We start from the raw sequence: 20,411 nt of genomic DNA, 5'->3' as shown, positions 1-20,411 counted from the left end.
TACTGGTCAATACAGGCGTTGGTCGATTGTGGCACGCGCACACCGCGCAAACCAGATGCTTAAACGATATCATAAAGCTACGACGTCTCTTGCCCCCTTCAGCGAGCCATACCGTGAGTATCAGTGCACGTGAATTTTATCGTAACGGACCGATCCACCGCCAAGCGCACGTCAGTAGCTTTGCGCTGATTCGTCGCCAGTTTGATTTTCGTTCTATCGAGATTGGCCGTTGGGTGACCAACGCCGAACGCGACCGTGCAGCGGAACTTTTCCACGATGCGCTATGCGATTTGATGTTGATTTTGCGGGGACCTGAAGCATTGATTTCGCTACGCGGCTCGCTCGCCTTGCAGTACGGTAGCGGCGGAAGGCCGGGCGTGTCCGCCCATTACGACCCCAGCCAGCGCAGCTTTTCACTAGCCAAAAACGCGGGTCCCGGGAGTATCGCTCACGAGTGGTTTCATGCGTTCGATCACTACATTGTCACCAAGTGTTTTCGCGGCGCGCCAAGCGGATTGTTTGCCTCGACCGCCTGGCTTGCGGATGCCAAACCGGTTCCTCACCCACTTAATGACCGATTGATGCACTGTTTTCAGGCCATTTTACTACAGCCGGAAGGCGATCGGCCGAGCGAGCTTTTCAGGCATTCTGCACGGATGGATAAACAACTTGGCCAGCTGTACTACAGCCGACCCGAAGAACTCTGCGCCCGCGCTTTCGAAGCCTTTGTACAGGACGCCACGATCACCAACCATTTTCTGGTCAAAGGCAGCAAGGCCTCGCCGGAAGCCGCAAAGGGGCTCTATCCCCAAGGCGAGCAGCGCGAACGCATCAATCGGCTATTTGACGACTATTTCTCGACCTTAGGCACGGCGCTGCGCCAAGAGCATTGAGCCTCTGCCCTCTGAGACGTTTAAAGCCCCTGCGCGCCGCGCCTTAACCAGTTATGCACAAAAGCCAGCTTATGACGCGCATGCTCCGAGAGCACAAACGGATAAAGATCCGATAACCCCATGGAACGATTGATGTGGTTGACACCCACGGTCAATGAGGCGGCAATGTGGATCAACTGACCGGCGTCAGGCTCCGAATACGGGTCCCAACCGGCGCTGGGTATTTGCGGCGACGACAGGCCTGTGGCGACAAAACTGTCGGCAATATCGGTCAGATGAAGCAGGTGCGCCGCCGTTTCGGCCCAGTCTTCGTGGGGATGCGCTGAAGCGTAACTCGTCAGATAATGCTGCTTCCACTCCGGCGGTGGGCCATTTTCGTAGTGGTAACGCAACGCGGCTGGATAATCGATCCGCTCGTCACCGAACATGGCCCGAAACTCATCCAGAAAATCCTCGCGCAGGCTCAACCGCCACCACAGCATGTGGGCAATTTCATGGCGCATATGGCCAATCATGGTCCGGTAAGGCTCTTCCAAGGCTTCTCGGCGCGTGGTGAGCAACACCGGGTCCATTTCCGCAACGCTGATGGTCACCACACCTTGCGCATGCCCCATGGGAACAGGGGTAGGTCCCTCAGCCAGCAGATGAAACACAGGCCGTGCACCTGGATCTTCAGGCCGGAACCAGTGCCAACGCCCCAGATTATCCAATACCCAGCGTTTGGCCGCTTCTGTCTGCGCCCAGTTGGGGATGGCATCGGGGATGGAAGGATCAGGTGCCAGTGCGGTCATGGCGCAGGACCGGCAAAACGCTCCTTTCTCTGGCGCAATCCAGTTGCAACCGATTCTTTCCCGGTTGGCGCAAAAGGGAGGCATCGGCACGAACGCCCGCGCCTGGGGATCATAGCCGACAGGGGTGCCATCTGCGGTGCTGAGATTGTCGAACCAGAGATTCCCCGTGCCGACGGGATTGGCGAAAACACGCATAGGATGACGACTCCGAAATGAACATTGACGACCATCTTGCGCGCCCAGGCCGCCCCCCTACAAGTGGCTGAGTATAAATAGCGGTTTCTCTGCCTGTGCGTCGCCAATTTATCTCCTGTCCCCGGTCATCGGTGAGTCTGTCGGTCATTCCAGCCGAGTGACCGGCTGGCGGCCTGGGTCGATATACCATGGCAGCCCCAGGCGAGTATTACGTTCCAGTTCGGCGATCACCTGGGCACCCAGCAATAAGATGATCGCGCCAATTTCAAGGCTGAGCAGCACAATCACCAGTGTCGCCAAGGAGCCATAGACGGCGTTGACCAAAGAAAGATGGGTGAAATAATAGACCAGCAACAGCCGTACACCTTCCCATAAAAGCGCAGCAACAAAACCGCCCACCACCGCTCGCCTCAAGGCGATACGCACAACCGGCAGTACCTTGTAGATGGCGCTGAATAACAGGAAAACACCGACAAAGCTGATCAAATTAAGCACCGGCTCGGAAAATTGCGCCAGCGGCAGTTCCCGCTCGAAAATTGCCAGCACCATCGTATTGAGCGAACTCGCCAGGGTCACGACCAGCGTTAACGCCATTAATCCGGCCCCAAGCACCAGCATGAAGGCATATGGCAGCATCACGGACACCCAGGCACTGCGCTTGATATGTGGCGTCTCTGGCGCATGGAAAATAATCGCCAGCGCATCCTCGAGCATCCGAAAAGCGAACGAGCTGAAAAGCAGCATGATAGGAAAGCCGAAAATGCCGATCACATCCCGGGAATCCAGTATCCCCCTTACGGCTTCCAGCAAAACCTCGGCATTGGCAGGCGTTAAATGACGCGCCTGTAACGCCAACACATTGAGAAGATGCTGCTCGTCCACGACTTGCGCTAACAACACAACCAGCAACGCAAACAGCGGCACGATGGAGAGCAGGACGTTGTACCCCACACCTCCCGCCAGCAGAATGCCGCGGTTCTTCAGAAAATTGCACAATACTCGCCAAGAAAAGTGCAACAACCTGGGTAGCAGAAGAACGACAGCACTGAGTAATGTGCGATTGCGAGCCATTGGTTGCCATTCTCCTTGTACGCTAAGGCCATGATACGCCTATGGCGCCACCTGAGTGCAAGGATGGCAGAAAACAGGGGTAGCGTACTTAACGAAGACAACTGTCTGAAGATAAACTTAAGTGCAGACAACAAAAAAGCCCGCTGAAAGTAGTTCAGCAGGCTTTTTCAATAATCTTGGCGGAGGAGGAGTCCGCATACACCCTTTCCAGGCAAATCCAAGGTCGTATATTAATTATCTGTTTTTATTGATAAATACATTATTAAGCGCCCAATCCTTTCCAATCAAATCCAGCTTATCCCAGAGCAAAGATGTGGGTCAAAGTGTGGGTTATATTGTGGTAGGCTCATCAGCAATCAGTCGGCTGTACCACAGAGAGGCATTGCCATGGGTAAGCTCACTAGCAAAACAGTTCAGAAGCTTGCGAAAGAAGGTAAAAAGGGATCGACGGGTGACGGCCAAGGCCTATACCTGCAAATTACCGCTGGCGGGTCGGTTAGCTGGATTTACCGTTTTAAGCTTCAAGGCAAGCAGCGCTATATGGGCCTAGGGTCGCATCCTGGCGTAAGCCTATCCGAAGCCCGCGAGCTCGCAGCGGATAACCGCAAAATGGTCAAGCAAGGGATTGACCCACTGGAAGCGCGCTTAAAAGAAGAGAAAGAAGCTCAGAAAGAAGCTGTCACATTCACAAGCTGCGCCGCTCGCTTTATCAAGGCACACCGCCGCAGTTGGCGAAATGCCAAGCATGCCCGTCAGTGGGTCAGCACTCTCAAAACCTATGTGCGTCCAAAAATCGGTGGAAAGCCCATAGAAGATATTTCGACCCAGGACGTGCTTGAAGTCCTAAAACCTATCTGGGCAAATAAAAACGAAACGGCCAAACGCGTGCAGGGACGGGTTGAGAATATCTTGGATTATGCAGCTGCACACGGCTATCGCGATCCGGTCAATCCCGCCCGTTGGCGCGGGCACTTGGATAAACTACTAGCCAAACCGTCACGTATCCAGAAGGTTAATCACCATCCTGCCATGCCCTATGATGACGTTGCTGATTTCATGGCGTCGGTTCAACAGTACAGCAGCATGTCTTCTAAAGCGCTCCTGTTTTTGATTTTGACCGCAACGCGCACCTCCGAGGTGCTGAATGCCGAATGGAACGAGATTGACCTCGCTAATGCCACATGGGCGATCCCTGCTGATCGGATGAAAACCAACCGCGAACATCGAGTACCGCTTTCCAAGCAAGCTCTATCGCTACTCTCGAATCTACACCACGTAAAAGGTAGTACGTATGTATTTCCCGGCATGAAGCACGCCCGCCCGCTTTCCAACATGGCCTTACTTCAATTCATGCGCGGAATGGGATACGGCCCAAGCGGCGAAAAAGGCAATTATGTACCCCATGGGTTTCGCTCCAGCTTTCGTGACTGGACTGGCGAGGTTACCAGCTACCCCCGCGACGTAGCCGAAATGGCGCTGGCCCACACCATCGAGAATAAGGTGGAGGCTGCCTATCGCCGCGGCGACCTGTTTGAAAAGCGACGATCTATGATGCAAGACTGGGCGGACTTTATCGCCACGCTTTGAGCCCAGGTAAAACACTGTGGGTACACATGTGCATGCATGAGTGCCAACGGAAATGCTAATTCACTAGAATTTTGGCGAATTAGCTGCTTGATTAGAATTAACATTTTGATCTAAAACTGTTGTAAAGGCAGGTCAACGCATGAGATAAGCGAGGAGCAGGATAAAACTTTAAGTTTAGTCAACATTCGCCAGAGGATAGCTTTCAGGATAGGGGACATTCGGAGCAAGAGGTGTGCCAACACGTTTCCGTGGACCATTGGTGCAGCGCAACTCTTCGCGCAGCCTAGAAGTTAAACCAGTGAACTCATCCCCCCAATAGACCGTTTCATTTGTTATCAGTACAAGCCGATTAAAGTCAGGTGGTTCTTTCTCCCAACAACTCCAAACGTGATATGGCTCGCCGGTATCGGGGGCGGGTAAATTGGGAAGAAGTGTATTGGCATTGCCAATCACACCGTTGAGCTGAGCCTGAGTAAGATGGCGAGCGTTACGTAGATCAGCGTCTCGCATAACAGTCCATCTTAGTTCCGCCCCCTCGAAGTTTGCCCCTTTGATGTCTGCCATTTCCAAGTTTGCAAATGTGAGGTCTGCCCTTTCTAGATTCGCCCCCTCTAAATCTGCGCTCTCCAGCCGCGCCCCATGGAGGTCGGCTCCCACTAATTTAGCCCCCACCAGATTGGCCTCATTTAGCTGTGCAAACGTTAGGTAGGCTCCCTCCAGCAGAGCAAACGTTAGATAAGCTCTTTCTAATTTCGATGATCTAAGGTCTGCCCCTTCTAGTTGCGCTGCCGAGAGGTTTGCCCCCTCTAGATTCGCCTCCCGAAGGCCTGTTTCCTCCATTCTAGCACCTACGAGCTTCGCGCCCTCTAGCCTAGCCCTCTCAAGGCTTGCCCGCTCTAGACTCGCCTCATTTAAGTTCGCCCTCTCCAAGCTTGCTTCCTTAAGGTTTGTCCGATCCAGACTCGCTGACATGAGGTTTGCACCTTCCAACCTCGCTAACGTGAGGTCCGCACCCTCAAGTCGAGTTGATGCAAGATTCGCGTTAACAAGTGAGACCCTTGATGCATTAACGCTCCGAAGGTCACGACCATCTAATTCAAGCTTGGGAAGTTTGGCAAGCATAGCGCGACGTTCCTCTTCCCAGTCGCTTTCGAAACGCTGATTTAAAATTTCAAACTGATTTAGGCAGACATCGACTTGCAGGCTCAGAAACTGGGCACACCAATTCTTCCGCTCCGCCGACAGTGTGACGGGTAGCGGACTGTGGACAGAGGGCATATGACCACAGACAGCCATTCGTAACCCTTCGCGTCGACACCATTCCTCTCTAAAAGCCTCTTGGGCAGTATGAGAAGGACGCCATGAGGCTGGCAGCACTACAAGCTCAACCCCTGAAAGGTCGGTATGAGCGATAGGATCCCAAGCCTCTTGCTGATTAAGCCAACGGCCTGCTAGCCAGTGTTCAGACCCCAAGGTGAACGTACCGAGGTTAGGAATCCATTCACGTGAAGCAACCCACTCTTCCTGAACAACCTGTTCAGATTTCCAGTCGCCGTTAGGGTAGAACCCCCCTTCGAAGAAATCTTTCCCAAGCGCAGCCTCAACTAGGTCAATTGCACGGTTTGCGTAATGATCGATGCCTCCCTCAGTGCGCAGCCAACTCAAGGTGATAACAACAACCAGAGCCAAAGATCCGAAGCCAACTCGCATCCATCCGCTCCAAGGGTTTGCCCAAGGTCGTCGGAAAGTTCGGCAGGCGGCAGTCCGAGCACTCCACCAACTGGTAAGGCCGACATAGGTAGATATGATTAGACTAAGTGACAGAAGTAGCGTTAGCCACTCATCATGTGCGGGCATTGAGCGCCACCAGAACCCTGTCAACACCAACGGTGCTGTCACCCAGACTAGTACAAGGGTTGCTAGATTTGATAGGCGACTCAGTGGCCGCTCGTTAGCCGAACCATCTGAGCGCATCGTCAGAAAGAAGTTATTAGCTAACCATGGATGTATACGATCGCCGAGCGCTTCGCCGTCGATACGGGCAGGCGCTGAGGCAAGCTCGTCGAAGAGCTTAAGCAGGTGAATATGAAGATAGACATAGAGAGCTGCGGCCAGAGGTGGTGCGAATACGAAGAACCAGAAGGTGGGGATAGAAATACCCACCAGAGGCAACTCCGTCTGCCTAGATGGAACGAAGAAATCGGCGTCCTGTACAGCGAGCAAAGTAATACCGATATAGCCGAGATAGGCGAGCAATGCGATCCACGAAGTTCGGGCCAGGGTCGAGAGCTCGTTGATGCGTGTGACCTTTTGCTGCTCTCTATCATTCATTATGGGCGTCCGTGAGGATCTATATGGCACATTATAGAGCAATATTTCACTGGCTGCGGTAGCTTTTAAATCGCTAAGGAAGAATGAAATCCAAGACTCATCAAGTTTTATTTTTTAATTTATTGATCTTTTGAGTTACAAAATAAATCCAGCCAAACATCAAGAGCACTGATTCCAACAAGGCTGGAAGAAAGGCGGTCTCAATGACCAAGTGCAACACCTAACCTATCAGGTAGGGTATTGCCATGACTCACTGTTATCGCCATCTTTCTGCTGAAGACAGAGCCGCCATCATGCTGATGCGGGTTAGCTACTCGATTCGCGCTATCGCCCGCCAACTGGGACGTGCACCTAGTACGATTTCACGAGAACTGGTGCGCCATACAGTCAAGCCTGACGGGGACGGGGCGTATGACGCCAGCCTTGCTGGACACAGAGCCCGACTGACCCGCTGTCGGCCTCGCCATTGCCCGAAGCTACCTCTCGATGGTGAGCTTTTTGAGCTGGTGATCTACCTGCTGCGCAAGTACTGGTCACCAGAGCAAATAGCCCGCACACTGAAGCGTATGTTTCCTGATAACACTGACCGCCACGTCTCGCACGAAGCCATCTACAATGCGCTCTACCTCATGCCGCGCGGCTCGCTCAATGAAGGAGCTGATTGCCTGTTTGCGCCAGGGTAACGGTAAACGACGCCCTCGCAGCCGTGGCAAGGATAGGCGGCAACAGATTCCTGACCTGGTGAGCATCCACCTTCGGCCACCTGAGATTGAAGACCGCCTGATGCCTGGCCACTGGGAGGGGGATCTCATCATTAGCGCTAACAATCGCTCTGCCGTTGGTACATTGGTTGAGCGCACGAAGCGTTTAGTGGTCCTGGCGAAAGTGGATGGCACCACGGCTACAGCGGCGGCTGTTGGCTTCAGCGACATGCTCAATGAGGTGCCGCGCGCTCTGCGCCTCTCCATGACCTATGACCAGGGCAAAGAGATGGTGAAGCATGCCGAGATCACTCAAAAGACGGGGACAGCGATCTACTTTGCCGACCCGCATAGCCCATTGGCAGCGGGGTTCCAATGAGAACACCAACGGGCTGTTGAGACAGTACCTGCCGAAGGGCACGGACCTGTCGGTCTACAGTCAGGAAGAGCTCGACGAGATCGCCGACTCACTCAATACACGGCCACGCAAGACACTGGACTGGCGCACGCCGTTGGAAGTCTACGCCGAGGTGCTCAAGAAATCCGTCGCCGGACCGAGCACGCTTCAATAGTGTTGCACTTGGAACTTGAGGCCGCCAAACCTCTTGGCAGACAGTCACACAGGCATTGTTGTAACAAAAGACCATGGAGGTCATGTATGTGTACCTCGCCACAGAGAGTAAAAAAGACCTGACGCTGCATCCCCAAGGGATTGTTAGTCGCCATAGCGTTAACTACCTGATCGCTCAAGTGGACGGCTTTGGTGACCTGCAACAATTTGCTCTGCACCGAATAACGGACGCAGCGATGAGCGATGTACCCTGGGAGCCGACAGGAGGGGGGAGCTATATCGATGCTTATATTCAGGTAGGTGCTTTTGACTACAGGCATGAGCTAGACTACGTAATGCTAGATGCGGAAATTGCCCACTCGGTGGCATGGCTACTGCAGGAGACACCTCTGGCCAAGTCGCAGACCATCAAGCCTCTCGGGGATAAGACTTATCACTTAACTGCGCATGTTCCAACCGACCAGCAAACGCTCTGGTGGCTGATGGGCATGGGTGCCAACGTGAAGGTGTTTAAACCAGCGTCCTGGCGGAAAGCGCTCAAGGACAATGCCAAACAGGTACTGGCGTATTACTATGATGTGGACAACCCAACAACACCCAGTGGTTAAATATACCCTTTGTCGCCACCTCCCGACTGCCTAGGATTGGGCTTTACAAGGGATGTCGAAAATCTGGAGCTGAGTTACGATTTCCTATCAGGATCGTCGCTATGTGAGGTGCCAAAATGCTTTTGAAGGATAAGTTGGAATCGGATACGAGGGTTCTGTTCAAGGTTCGGGAGGCTGTTGAATTAACAGGCAAGTCCCAAAATTGGTTTCTAGATAAAGCCGAAGAAAAAGAAATTGAATTTCTCTACAGAATCCCTACTGACGAGGTCGTTTACTGCTTAATACCTGGAAGAGAAAATGCGCAATTTAACAACCAGTTTGAAGGTGCCGACCTCTCTCAAAACCCAAAAACCTCTTATTTAGAATCAAACGATTATGATTATGCAGTATTAACTCATCTGCATTATGAATCAGTTATACTAGAAGGGGAAGCAGCACTAAGATCTTTCACCACAGCTGCTGTATTGGACAAAAGAGAAAAGATATTAAAATATACTCATGCATCAAGTATAAAAGACATATATAAAGATAAACCTAGACAACTTGAAAGCTCTTCGTCAATGATGCAAAGATATTTTCGCAACGAATTCCGCATATTTAAAAACCGCACCCCCAACAATCCTCAAAAAATATTTGGGCATATATTTTTCGCCAATCGCCCTGGTGGAACAATCGATACCACTATAAAGATAGACGATTTATGGATCACTAGGGAGTCACTCCTTTCCTCTGTTGGCGAAACACCCTTAGATGAATATATAACGGACTACCCTTGGCCGAATAAAAATTTGAAAGCACTAAACCTGGCTTGCATTAACTACTACCAAAATGTGTTCGACATCTCCGATAAAAAAGAGAATTTAAAGAATTTTCTAAGAGAGAAAATTGACGGCATATCCAATAAAGCCTTGGATTTTTGCGTAGAGATTGTCACTGAAAGTAATTCAGTCAACAATATAAAAATACCCTCAAAAGAAGAACGTAAAAGGTACCCAGACTATTTCCCGTATTGTCTTGTCAACATGAACGAGGTGTCGAGGCAATTATACATAGAGCATAGTGAAATTATTGATAACGGAGGTAGAGCAAGACAAATAACTAGTGGAATAGCGCGCGATAAAGCAAAAAGTTTGAGCGCCCTACCTGAGCGCCGGATTGTCTCGCTGGCTAGTTTTATGAAGCCCAATCTTTGAGGGCTTCATGTTTAATATATCAATATCCTGATAGATAATGATGCTATATTCTCTGATGTACTAAACTACTCTCCCTGGGTCGTCCACGCTTGATAGCATCCTGTGTTGGGTTATTTCCTCTAGAATAAGCTCGTTCGGCAGGTGCTACATGTCTCAAGACGAAGTCGGTTTTAACCATGTAATCGATAACTTTGTATTTTAGTGCTCTGTACTTATCTTCCTCGTAATGATTAATCACTCCTATTCCAACGTGCCGATAGTTTTCTTTATACCTGTTACAGTTGAAGTACCTACCTTCTCCATCGGACACAACATAGTTGTTCCAATGCTCTCCTACCAACATACCCAAAGTGATATCTTGTTGATGCCGAGAACCATCCACTATTAATAAGAGATGATAGTGATAACCTGCTAGCAACCCATATTCCAATGTCATAATGAAGCCTATCAACCCCTCAATAGGCACTCCTCTCCTTAAATCAGATCGCATCGTATCCCAATGAGATTTCACTAATTCTATATCTTCTGAGTAATAATCACTATCTACAAACTTTCCCTCTCTATATCCTAAATCAACTCTAATATAATTTACCCTTGCGTATTTTTTCCTAATTTCATCTATATATTCGAAAGAGCCTTTCAGCCTTTTCTTCCTTGCTAATTCCTGACGTTTTCTTGCTAATATAAATTCTTCGCTATTAATTGATTCCCTTATAACCTGCACTGATCGGTTTAAGCACTCCACCTCATTGCTCACTGTATTTTCCGTACAGATATGTAGACCGTAAATTAATGCTGCCTCATGGTATATTTTGACATAAGGATTCATGTTTACAGCTGTTTTATTCCAACATTCATTCTGACACCCCGCTTCCAGCATTTTCTTTAAATGCTTCGCCGTGATGCTTTCAAAGCCAACTACGCTTTTTCCATGACGATCTTTTTTTACTGAATATAAAGACCCATTTATTTCTGCAACACGCTTAACCAGGGCCTCTGCCTGTACGCAATGGTTTATCAACCACCTTTCTTCAACTCCATATCCCCCATCATTCATGGATATGTTACAGGTAGCTTTTTCAGCTACCTTATTTTCTTCGCTTAGATTCACCATACAATAAACTCCATAAGTATTTCCTACTATCGCAGTCAACCCCAATAACATATAAAGCAGAATATAAAAGCTCAGATATATTATATATAACAGCTACAATGCGAAGTAAAGCAAATAAACAGCTAGCTAATAGTTTAAAAGTTAGTATATTTTTGGATACCTCTTTTCTATCCCAGCTAAACTAAAGGAAGATTGGTCTAAAGGATAATTTGGAGCCAAGTCTACGCAATTCACTCCTTTGTGCTGAAAGCAGCTCACCACCCCCGACTGACTAAGTCGAGTTAAACAAGGATCCAGCCTTTTTATTTTCCTCAGCCTTGATGGGCAATACCTTTGCAATTCCGCTTTACGGTAATAACGCTGACCGTTGCCTCTTCTAATTTCAATCCAATCCATCATCTCCTGGTCATCTATATCACTGTCACTTGGACTGTAAAAATTATTTCTGAATTGATACGAGTAATACATTACAATATCGATTGATTTTTCAAGCACCTCTTCGGATATCTCAGATTCTGGGTCATTTATAAAAACACTCATTAAGCAAGCCACTCTTAATATGTTATCAGGGAGCTTTGCAGCATGGTCTTCAAAGCCATGAAACAGACATCCAGGAGCAGTATCCGACTCGATGCCATTGCAAACTCCCATGAATCGAACTTGTGCGGCATGAGATAATCTTACTGACAATTCCCTCTCTTCACTTTCAAACCTTTTTTTGGTTAACTCAAGAAGCTCGAATATTCTATTAGCAAAATTTACACTATACGTTATGCTTTTTTGCCCAGCGCTATAACTCCTTTTACCTACCATTCTTTCGGGCTCTGTGATTAGAAATCTAGCCCACATTCCAGACCCCTTGGCAGCTCTACCAGCGCTCTGTAAATAACTACCAAAGACATCGGGCTGGACCATAATGCATGCTGTAAGTCTTCCTCCCGAAAGATATCCTGACCCTGTCGTTTTTCGATGGATTCTGACGGTCTCATTACTCCATAATCCGTTCATCAGTGAATCGTTTTTAAATGCACTGCTTTTAAGTATGCTTCCTCCTTCGCTTGATACCAATGTGGCGTACTTTGAACTCTTCAGCATGCCATCAATCAATGCTTCCGCTGTCGAATTTTCATAAAGCACGATAGGCTCTTTTTTTACTACAGGCTCGTCTGCCAAGTGTTTTTTAAATTGCTCTTCAAGTTCAACAGTCCCCTCCCCTTTAGACGTCATCCGAGCTATCTTTTTAAGAATAACCTCCTTTTTCTTTACCCATACCTCATGCTCTGCCAAGTAATTTTTATTCGCATTTTCATATACAGTCCTCTCGCGCTTCTGGAAATCAAGCACGCCTTTGAAAACCTCTGAATAGGTGGGGGTTTTACCTTCCCCCGAGCCGGCTATTATCAACGTGTAAAGACTTGCTGAACTACTTCTTCCGTCGGGCCACTTTGCAACCACAAGCCCTTGTACTGCCGTTGATATAGCCGCCAAGGCTGTTAATTGAACCATATCCCTGTGAACCTGCTGATTCTGGGATACCTCCTCCACGAACCCATCCAACAAGTATTTTCTTACTACGGGGTAAGCTCGTGGCATGGGGGAAGTGTCCGTGATCGCCATACACCATTCCTTGCATCAATTTTAGTCCCGTAGATTCATGCGTTTATGCAGCCATTCGTCAATCTCGTTCTCTTCCCAGGCAACGCTCGCTCTACCAAGCTGAACCCGGCGAGGGAAGTCTGGGTCGTGGAAAGGGGACGATGGATCCATCTTGTTGTAAATCGTTGATCGAGATAGCCCTGTTCGTTCTTTGACCTGCTTTATACGTAGCATCACTGGAGCTTTTTTCTTACTTGCCGTCATCGTTCTTACCTCTTGTGTCGCGGTTGACACAGGTATGTTGGTTCATAAGACGGCGCATGGCTTGTGACGAATGCTGACGTTTTCTAACGCATTGATAAAAAATGGAAAATTGAATGGGATATTGGCCGTGTTAGCCTTGTTGGGTGGGTATTCAGAGAGGCAAAACACCTCAAAAAGGCTGCTATTTTTGCTACTCGATAGCAAAAATAGCAGCAATAGCACGTCGGGTTGCCGATGGTGATATGGATGTTGGCCAAAGTTACTCGCAAGCATCCAAGTAAAATGGGCCAAAAAAAATCGTCAAAACTCGCCCTGATTCCCCCCGGCTCGGAAAAGTACTCCGACTAGTAGCCCTCTTACTTAACAGCCAGCAATTCATTCCATTGAGTCGTGTAGCGCGGCGTGCGCCGTTCGCTTCGCAGCGCCCAGGCATTACCTTTACGGGGCAGGCCCATCTGTATGGTGCCCCGACCAAACTCCCGATTGAGCTTATCAACCGTGGTCATCAGGCGTTCGCTGCGCTGTGCATCCGCTTCTGTTTGCGGGGTCTCGGCAAGGGTGAGCTGGCGGTTGGCCTTGGGGGAAAGGTCGAGCAACATCAGGCCGGCTTTTTGGTAGGCGTAGCCCTTACGCCATAGACGCCGCAAGCCCTGTACTGCGGCGGCCGTGATTTCTCGGTTGTCGTCGGTGGGTCGTTCCAGTGAAATAACCACCCGGTTGGTATATTGCGGCAAGTCGTTGCGGAAGGGATTGGTGCGGATGAAAATCATGACGGCGCTGGTCACGCTGCCTTGCTTGCGAAGCTTCTCACCGGCCCTGGCGGCATGCTGCCGGAGCGCTTCGCGTAGATCATGCGGATTACCGGTCAGTCGACCGAACGAACGCGATACCATGATCTGTTGTTTGGGCTCGCTCATGTCGTCCAGTTGTATCACCGGCTGGCCCCTCAGCTCCCACACGATGCGTTCCTGCACCACGCTGAAATGCCGTCGTATGTGCTTGGGATCGGCTTCGCGTAGATCCCACGCCGTTTCAATCCCCATGACCCGCAGGCGCTCACCGGTGCGGCGGGCCACGCCCCACAGCTCTATGACGGGCAACTGCTTCAACAGCGCCTGAGTGTCGATACCGTCAGCCATGAGTTTGCACACGCCCTGCTCCCGGTAGGCGGGATGTTTCTTGGCGGCATGGTTGGCTACCTTGGCCAGGACGCGCGATGGTGCAAAACCCACCGAGACCGGAATGCCGGTCCATTGTTTAACGGTCTCTCGCAACGTTTGCCCGTACTGCTCCAGCGCGTCGGGATCAAAGCCCTGAAAGCCCACGAAGCTCTCGTCAATCGAGTACACCTCGACATGGGGAGAAAACTCGCCAAGCACTTCCGTGACGCGCCGGGACATGTCGCCGTACAAGGCGTAATTACTCGACAGCAGCACGGCTTGTCGACGGATCTGGGGCGAAAGCAGGTGCATCGCCGCACCCATCTCGACGCCGAGGGCTTTCAGTTCGTTGGAGCGGGCTACAACGCATCCATCGTTATTGGAGAGCACACCCACCGGACGACCTTCCAGTGTCGGGTTAAAGACCCGCTCGCAGGACACGTAGAAATTGTTGCAGTCGACCAAGGCCATCATTGCAGCGGTGCCCCTGGCAGGCTGTGCAGCACATGAGTGACGACGCCCCAGACGTGGGACTCACGACCATCAATCGGAATCGGAGGGTAAGCGGGATTGCTTGCCTTGAGGTAGGTGCGCTGGCCAACCCGTTCCAGCCGTTTCACGGTCAGTTCGCCGTCCACGCAGATCACCACAATCCGGCCTGGCATCGCGTCAAGGCTCCGGTCTACCACCAGCAAGTCACCGTGATGGATACCATCACCCGTCATGGAATCCCCTTCGGAACGTACGAAGTAGGTCGCTGCCGGACGTTTCACCACATACTGGTGAAGGTCCAGGTCGGTATCCAGGTGATCATCGGCGGGAGACGGAAACCCCGCACGCACCGCACTCGAATAGAGCGGTAACGGGCACGATGGGGCATAAGCGTCTGCTCGGCCCAGCAGGGAAACGGGCAATGACATGGTAAGGTGCCTCTCGATAACTGTATATATAGCCAGTATCAAGAAAGACACCGGTTGACGCAACACCACCACGATCAACGCCACTAATTTTGAGACCTATATCACTCCTATGAGCCCACCACAGGGATCGCTTCCCTGACCATAGGAGTGCCGCTTATGCCACCACCCTGCTTTAACTGTGCTGAAACGCGCATGCTCAACCTTGATACCGCTCAACGGATCGGTACCACGGGGAGTTGCCTGATTGGCGGGGCGATCGGTGCCTGGCGATCAGCCGCCGTCACCCAGCCTCTGTCGATAGCCAGCTCGCGCTTTCCGCTCGCCAAACTGCCCGTCGCGATGATGGGCGCCATTGCCGGAGGACAGTCGGGGGCGCGGGTAGCCGCCCTGTTCTTCTCGCAATGGTTGCCGCCCGGTGAAGGCACCCCGTGGCTCTGCCTGTCGTGCGGGCATATCTTTCGTCACCCCTTTCCGCCCCTGGCCCCCGCACGTTGATACATCGCTTTACGGCGATACACCTTACTCACCACCCACCCATGCGCTGACAGCTGTGTCAGCGCTTTTTTTATGTCTGGAGAATGACTGATGGCACATCTCGTTGAACAAATGGCTTACGTAGGCGCTACCCCCTGGCATGGCCTGGGACAGCAATTGACCCGTCATCAACCGCTGGAAGTCTGGCAACAACAGGCCGGTATGAACTGGCACATTGAAGAGGCCCCGGTGCGCTTTATTGCCGAAGGCGCAAGTCACCTGGGCAGCATTCATTCCTTCCCCGAGCAGAAGGTGCTCTACCGTTCGGACAACAAGGCCCCGCTCTCCGTGGTATCGCAGCGCTACAAGGTGGTGCAGCCGGAAGAGATCCTGGAGTTTTACCGTGACCTGACCGAGTACGCGGGGTATGAGCTGGAAACCGCCGGGGTTCTCAAGGGTGGTCGCAAGTTCTGGGCCCTGGCGCGCAGTGGCTTGAGCACATCGCTGCAAGGCCAGGATGAGGTGAACGACTACCTGCTGCTGGCCACCTCGTGTGATGGCACCTTGGCGACCATGGCGACCCCCACCACGGTACGGGTGGTGTGCAACAACACATTGCAGATCGCCGTTGATGGTACATCGCAGGCAGTGAAGGTGCCCCATCGCTCGGAGTTCGACCCGCGGGCCGTCAAGCGACAGCTGGGCATTTCCGTATCCCAGTGGAATGACTTCATGTACCGCATGAAGGCCTTGTCGGAACGCAAGATCGACCGCCGTGAAGCCCAGCAGTACCTGCAGTCGGTGATTTGCGGGGCCGAAACGCCTCTGGATGATCCTTCCAAGCTGCCGAACTACCGGGCACTGAATAAAGTGCAGAAGCTTTATACCGGCGAAGGTCGGGGCTCGCACCTGGTGACCGCCAAGGACACGGCCTGGGGCCTGCTCAATGCGGTCACCGAGTATGTCGACCATGAGAAACGGGCACGTAGCAACGATACCCGCATGGATTCGGCATGGTTCGGTCAGGGCGCACAGTTGAAGCAGGAAGCGCTCGATGCAGCGCTTGCGCTGGTGGCGTAATCAGCCCCTTAACCTCGCTTCATCGATTTCCCGGATATCCCACCATCACGCTATTCCCTATCCAGTGACACTCACCACCTCCACGGCATAAACGCCCGGCCCTATCAAGGCCGGGCGTTTTGCTGTGGGGTTTACCTTACGAGGAACTGCCATGACATTCGTCTCTCACACCGTCGAAACCGGACTGACCCAGCTGACCGAAGCCCTGCTGGCCAACCAAAAACATCACGCCGAGACCGTCGTCTGCGCCCAAGGAAAGTTCTACCGGGCGGAAGTCCGTCTAGAGCCCCTGGATGCCGAGACATTGGCCGATCACCTGGGTGACTAACCCTACCCGCCTCACCGCTTCCAACCAGCCCAGCAACGTTTGGGCGTTGGATTATCCCTGTATCGATTCGAGATAACCGGAGGTGCCCCATGGCACAACGCACCCATGTCATCAATTCCAATCACCCCGAAACATCGTCATCAGCTATTCAGCCAGACGCTGCCTCGTCGAACACGCCGGCCGCATTGGAGGCTCATCCCACCGCTGACAGTACCGCGATCATTCAGGTGATCGAGCGGGCTGCGCTGAACCCGGACGTCGACATCGACAAGATGGAGCGTTTGCTGCAGATGCAGGAGCGGGTGATGGATCGCCAGGCCATGATGGCCTACAGCGCGGCCATGGCAGCGATGCAGACCGAACTACCCAGCATCGAGGAGCGAGGACAAACCAACAACGGCTTCTACGCCACCCTGGAGGATATCGTCGATACCGTACGCCCGATCATGCAGAAACATGGCTTTGCGGTGAGCTTTCGTATTCAGACGCAGGAACGTGGCATTCAGATCACCGGCGTCCTGATGCACAAGGACGGCCACCGTGAAGAAACCAGCATGCTGCTACCCGCCGATATCAGCGGTAACAAGAATGCGGTTCAGGCGTTTGGCTCCTCCACCAGTTACGGCAAGCGCTACGTGCTGTGCGCGCTGCTCAATATCACCACCCGCGGCCAGGACGATAACGGCAATGCCAGCACTAAAGCAGGCATCAAGACAGTCACTGCTTTCCAGGCGGGGCAGATCCAGCGGCTGATCAGCCAGTGCCCAGCAACGACTCAGGAGTGGTTCAGCGGCAAGTACGGGTCTGCCGTGCAGGTGCCCTACAGCGACTTCGACAAACTACGGGCGTCCCTCACCAAACGGGCCAATAAGTAACAGGCATTTTCCCCCTATCTACCCTAAGGAGGCGACCATGCAGATCCTCAACATGACGCAAGGCTCTCCCGAGTGGCTGGCGGCGCGTTTGGGGCGCGTCACCATGTCGGAGCTCAAGACCTTGCTGGTCAACGGCAAGGGCCCTTGTGGATTCGGTGCCGGGGCCATTACCTACATGCACCAGTTGATGGGTGAGCGGATGACCGGCGAGCTAGCCGAGCCATTTCAGGGCAATGCCCATACCCGGCGTGGTCATGAACTGGAAGGGGTGGCCCGTTCGCTCTACGTCAATGCATCCGGCGAGCCGAGCCCGCAGGAAGTGGGTATCATCCTCAACCATGACGTGGGCTATTCGCCTGATAGCCTGGTCGGTGCTAACGGCCTGCTGGAGATCAAAACCAAACTGCCCAAGTTCCAGATCGATGTGCTGTTAAGCGGGGAGATTCCATCAGAGCACGTTGCCCAGTGCCAAGGCGGCTTATGGGTCAGCGAGCGGGAATGGATCGACTTTGTCAGCTACTGGCCCGGCATGCCGCTGTTTATCAAGCGGGCCTACCGCGACGACATCATGATCCGCACCATTGCCGAGCGGGTCGAAGCCTTCCATGAGGAAATGGAGCGGCGTATCAGCCAAGTGATGGTGGCATGAGCCAACCTCATCATCGACGAACTATCTATCACATAACGACATAGACGCCGGGGCCACCACCCCGGCGTTTTCTTTTTTTGGAGACAACCATGACCCGCAGCAAACTCAAGGCCGGTGAAGTGGCAGGCACTTACCACGTCGTAGAACCGGTTACCGAAGCCGATATCATCAACCTCGCCAAAGGCTTTGCGCGTCGCAAGCTTGCCAGAGGCTGCAAGATCACCCAGCCCTCGCAAGCGTTTGAGCACTTGCGGCTACTGCTCCAGGACTACGAGCACGAGGTGTTCAGCGTCCTGTTTCTCGATACTCAGCACCGTGTCATATGCTTCGAGGAAATGTTTCGGGGTACCATCGATACATCCAGCGTCTACCCCCGGGAAGTGCTCAAAGCTGCCCTCACCTACAACGCCGCGGCGGTCATCCTCGTACATAACCATCCAAGCGGTGACCCCGAACCAAGCGATTCGGATAGGCGAATCACCCAGCAACTCAAGGAAGCCCTGGGGCTGATGGACATTCGGGTGATTGATCATGTGGTGGTAGGAAGCGAGGGGTGTAAGTCGTTTGCAGAAATGGGATATTTGTAGCGGAAATGGAGAGCAACTTGGATCCGCCCGCCTGGGCGGGTCCAAGTTGGGATGTTTTCTTTCTTTTTTATATCAGCTATCGGGCGAGGCTGTGTGAAAACAAAAAAACCAGTTGGGGATTACAGTATACAACCGCAATTGCGCCATTAACGGTCAGCTAGATAGGTTCACAACGTCCTCAATAATTAAACCAACATCTACGTTGATCGATATAAAAGTCTAAGAAGCCTCTACTAAAGAGCCTTACCAGATTCTACAAGCGCAGTAGCGCCAAGCTCAGCAACTCTATGGTTGCATTGCTTGGATCACCCCCCAGTACCGAGAATATTCATGAGGCGTTTCATGTTGTAAGCAAGCACCTGAAGGCTCATTTCCGTGCTGACGTTCTTAAGGCTCTTGGACATGAAGTGCGTTATTCCCATGCACGCTTTCAACTTGCCAAAGAGGTGCTCGACATTCTGACGACGGAGGCGCACCATGTTCGGCGTCCGGTCCAGTAGAGATTTTACCACCTCCAGTTTATCCTAGTGTTCCCAGCTTTTGATACGCCTATAGGTGCCCGTGGTGCATTGCGTTTTCATTGAGCAACACTGATAGGCCGAGCACCAATAGCAATGTAGCTTGTTAGGCGAGGTTCTTGGCTTAGGGAAATAAGACGTTAAACCGGCATCGTGGCAAGCAAGAATTTTCCGTCTCTTAAAGTAACCGCGATCAGCTACGCCATGGAGGTCGCTAAAGCAACTAGCATCACGTGACTACTTGGACACCCGGTAAAGTTCCCCCGATCACTGCCTACATTAGTTACTTATGTGATACCCGTTTGTGACATAGCATATGACATATCCACAGAGCTCATGGAATCTAGATTTATTGTCAACGTGTTTTGTCACATCAAGCCTCTACATTTTGTAGGTATTCCCGCCCTTTAAAATGTCAAAGGGGACTAAATAACATCCGAGACGGCTGCCCGTTTCCAGCCTCATCCAGCCATGGTCAGTACCTGGAGCGTGAAGTACTGGAGAACGCTCCTGACCTCTTCGAAGCCAAACAGAAGTCCACCAAACAGTCCGACGAGCCTAATACCGATGAGCTCTATCACGGATTGGTCAACTGATGGAGAAGCGTATTTTTATGTCGCGCAAACTTGTTCAGTAAACCGTTAGAGTAAGTTTTTAACCGATACTTTCGCCACTTTAACCAGAGATGGAAAAAACAACCGCATCAGAACTTGGCAACAATAATCAAGCCATAAAAATGACCGGACCCACCTAAAACACCAATGGTCTATTCAGCTAAGGAAGGTCTGAATAACTGCCGATTATCGCCAATCGCGGTTTGAGTCGACAAAAAATCAAAGATTCAGACACGCTTCTCCCGTTATGTGTGTGTTTTTTGCCCGTTTCCCGCCTTTTAGGCGGAAAAC

At 51.7% G+C, this 20,411-nt stretch carries 19 protein-coding genes and 1 pseudogene; 11 read left to right on the top strand and 9 right to left on the bottom strand.

The annotated features are described in order from the left end of the window. Positions 1-113: 113 nt before the first annotated feature. Positions 114-893, top strand: coding sequence for a CLCA_X family protein (locus NH395_RS00095; protein ID WP_253021499.1), 780 nt, complete (start codon positions 114-116; stop codon positions 891-893). Positions 894-913: 20 nt separating this feature from the next. Here the strand turns inward: NH395_RS00095 and NH395_RS00090 are convergent, their stop codons facing one another. Together NH395_RS00090 and NH395_RS00085 are read right to left on the bottom strand one after the other, a co-directional pair. Then, positions 914-1,879 carry a putative zinc-binding metallopeptidase gene (locus NH395_RS00090; RefSeq protein WP_253021497.1) on the bottom strand — a complete coding sequence of 322 codons (966 nt, stop codon included), beginning with the start codon at positions 1,877-1,879 and terminating at the stop codon, positions 914-916. A gap of 144 nt (positions 1,880-2,023) precedes the next feature. After that, positions 2,024-2,950, bottom strand: coding sequence for a YihY/virulence factor BrkB family protein (locus tag NH395_RS00085; protein WP_253021495.1), 927 nt, complete (start codon positions 2,948-2,950; stop codon positions 2,024-2,026). A 387-nt stretch (positions 2,951-3,337) separates the two neighbouring features. Here NH395_RS00085 and NH395_RS00080 point away from each other — a divergent pair, with 387 nt between their 5' ends. Beyond that, a complete protein-coding gene (locus NH395_RS00080) occupies positions 3,338-4,537 on the top strand; it encodes an integrase arm-type DNA-binding domain-containing protein (protein WP_253021493.1) in 1,200 nt (399 codons plus the stop codon). Between the two features lie 174 nt (positions 4,538-4,711). On the opposite strand, the gene NH395_RS00075 is transcribed toward NH395_RS00080, so the two are convergent. Continuing rightward, positions 4,712-6,868 (bottom strand): pentapeptide repeat-containing protein, encoded by a 2,157-nt coding sequence (locus tag NH395_RS00075; RefSeq protein WP_253021491.1) that lies wholly within the window; start codon positions 6,866-6,868, stop codon positions 4,712-4,714. Positions 6,869-7,113: 245 nt separating this feature from the next. On the opposite strand from NH395_RS00075, the pseudogene NH395_RS00070 reads away from it, so the two are divergent. The 3 genes and pseudogenes from NH395_RS00070 to NH395_RS00060 all read left to right on the top strand — a co-directional run bounded on the left by NH395_RS00070 (position 7,114) and on the right by NH395_RS00060 (position 9,941). Next, positions 7,114-8,141: pseudogene (locus NH395_RS00070) on the top strand (IS30 family transposase). Positions 8,142-8,229: 88 nt separating this feature from the next. Further along, the gene (locus tag NH395_RS00065; protein ID WP_253021489.1) at positions 8,230-8,748 is read left to right on the top strand and encodes a WYL domain-containing protein; all 519 of its coding nucleotides are present in this window, start codon (positions 8,230-8,232) and stop codon (positions 8,746-8,748) included. 116 nt (positions 8,749-8,864) lie between these two features. After that, positions 8,865-9,941 carry a hypothetical protein gene (locus NH395_RS00060; protein WP_253021487.1) on the top strand — a complete coding sequence of 359 codons (1,077 nt, stop codon included), beginning with the start codon at positions 8,865-8,867 and terminating at the stop codon, positions 9,939-9,941. 43 nt (positions 9,942-9,984) lie between these two features. Here NH395_RS00060 and NH395_RS00055 read toward each other — a convergent pair whose 3' ends face one another. The 5 genes from NH395_RS00055 to umuD all read right to left on the bottom strand — a co-directional run bounded on the left by NH395_RS00055 (position 9,985) and on the right by umuD (position 14,995). Beyond that, the gene (locus tag NH395_RS00055; protein WP_253021485.1) at positions 9,985-11,055 is read right to left on the bottom strand and encodes an inovirus-type Gp2 protein; all 1,071 of its coding nucleotides are present in this window, start codon (positions 11,053-11,055) and stop codon (positions 9,985-9,987) included. Positions 11,056-11,196: 141 nt separating this feature from the next. Continuing rightward, positions 11,197-12,672: a YfjI family protein gene (locus NH395_RS00050; RefSeq protein WP_253021483.1), complete on the bottom strand. Its 1,476-nt coding sequence runs from the start codon at positions 12,670-12,672 to the stop codon at positions 11,197-11,199. A 21-nt stretch (positions 12,673-12,693) separates the two neighbouring features. After that, positions 12,694-12,885, bottom strand: a complete 192-nt coding sequence (locus tag NH395_RS18430) for an AlpA family phage regulatory protein (protein WP_366065057.1) — start codon at positions 12,883-12,885, stop codon at positions 12,694-12,696. Between the two features lie 386 nt (positions 12,886-13,271). Beyond that, entirely contained in the window at positions 13,272-14,549 is a 1,278-nt protein-coding gene (locus NH395_RS00045) for a Y-family DNA polymerase (protein WP_253021481.1), read from the bottom strand. Continuing rightward, positions 14,546-14,995, bottom strand: coding sequence for a translesion error-prone DNA polymerase V autoproteolytic subunit (gene umuD, locus NH395_RS00040; protein ID WP_253021479.1), 450 nt, complete (start codon positions 14,993-14,995; stop codon positions 14,546-14,548). The genes NH395_RS00045 and umuD overlap by 4 nt, the downstream gene beginning before the upstream one ends. A 156-nt stretch (positions 14,996-15,151) precedes the next feature. Here umuD and NH395_RS00035 point away from each other — a divergent pair, with 156 nt between their 5' ends. The 6 genes from NH395_RS00035 (at position 15,152) to radC (ending at position 18,988) form a co-directional block, all read left to right on the top strand. After that, positions 15,152-15,490 carry a hypothetical protein gene (locus NH395_RS00035; protein WP_253021477.1) on the top strand — a complete coding sequence of 113 codons (339 nt, stop codon included), beginning with the start codon at positions 15,152-15,154 and terminating at the stop codon, positions 15,488-15,490. Positions 15,491-15,580: 90 nt separating this feature from the next. After that, complete coding sequence (locus NH395_RS00030) at positions 15,581-16,549, top strand: DUF932 domain-containing protein (protein WP_253021475.1); 969 nt, start codon at positions 15,581-15,583, stop codon at positions 16,547-16,549. 151 nt (positions 16,550-16,700) lie between these two features. Next, positions 16,701-16,877, top strand: a complete 177-nt coding sequence (locus NH395_RS00025; protein WP_253021474.1) for a hypothetical protein — start codon at positions 16,701-16,703, stop codon at positions 16,875-16,877. Between the two features lie 89 nt (positions 16,878-16,966). Continuing rightward, on the top strand, positions 16,967-17,752 hold the full coding sequence (locus NH395_RS00020; RefSeq protein WP_253021472.1) for an ERF family protein: 786 nt from the start codon (positions 16,967-16,969) through the stop codon (positions 17,750-17,752). 37 nt (positions 17,753-17,789) lie between these two features. Further along, entirely contained in the window at positions 17,790-18,401 is a 612-nt protein-coding gene (locus NH395_RS00015; protein WP_253021470.1) for a lambda exonuclease family protein, read from the top strand. Positions 18,402-18,490: 89 nt separating this feature from the next. Continuing rightward, positions 18,491-18,988, top strand: a complete 498-nt coding sequence (radC, locus tag NH395_RS00010) for a DNA repair protein RadC (protein WP_253021468.1) — start codon at positions 18,491-18,493, stop codon at positions 18,986-18,988. Positions 18,989-19,293: 305 nt separating this feature from the next. Here the strand turns inward: radC and NH395_RS18425 are convergent, their stop codons facing one another. After that, entirely contained in the window at positions 19,294-19,500 is a 207-nt protein-coding gene (locus tag NH395_RS18425; RefSeq protein WP_253021466.1) for a transposase, read from the bottom strand. Positions 19,501-20,411 lie beyond the last annotated feature (911 nt).

It is taken from the genome of Halomonas sp. Mc5H-6, from assembly GCF_024124705.1.
Taxonomy (GTDB): domain Bacteria; phylum Pseudomonadota; class Gammaproteobacteria; order Pseudomonadales; family Halomonadaceae; genus Vreelandella; species Vreelandella subterranea.
The sequence above is the reverse complement of the archived record's forward strand: the minus strand, read 5'-3'. Positions and strand labels throughout refer to the sequence as shown.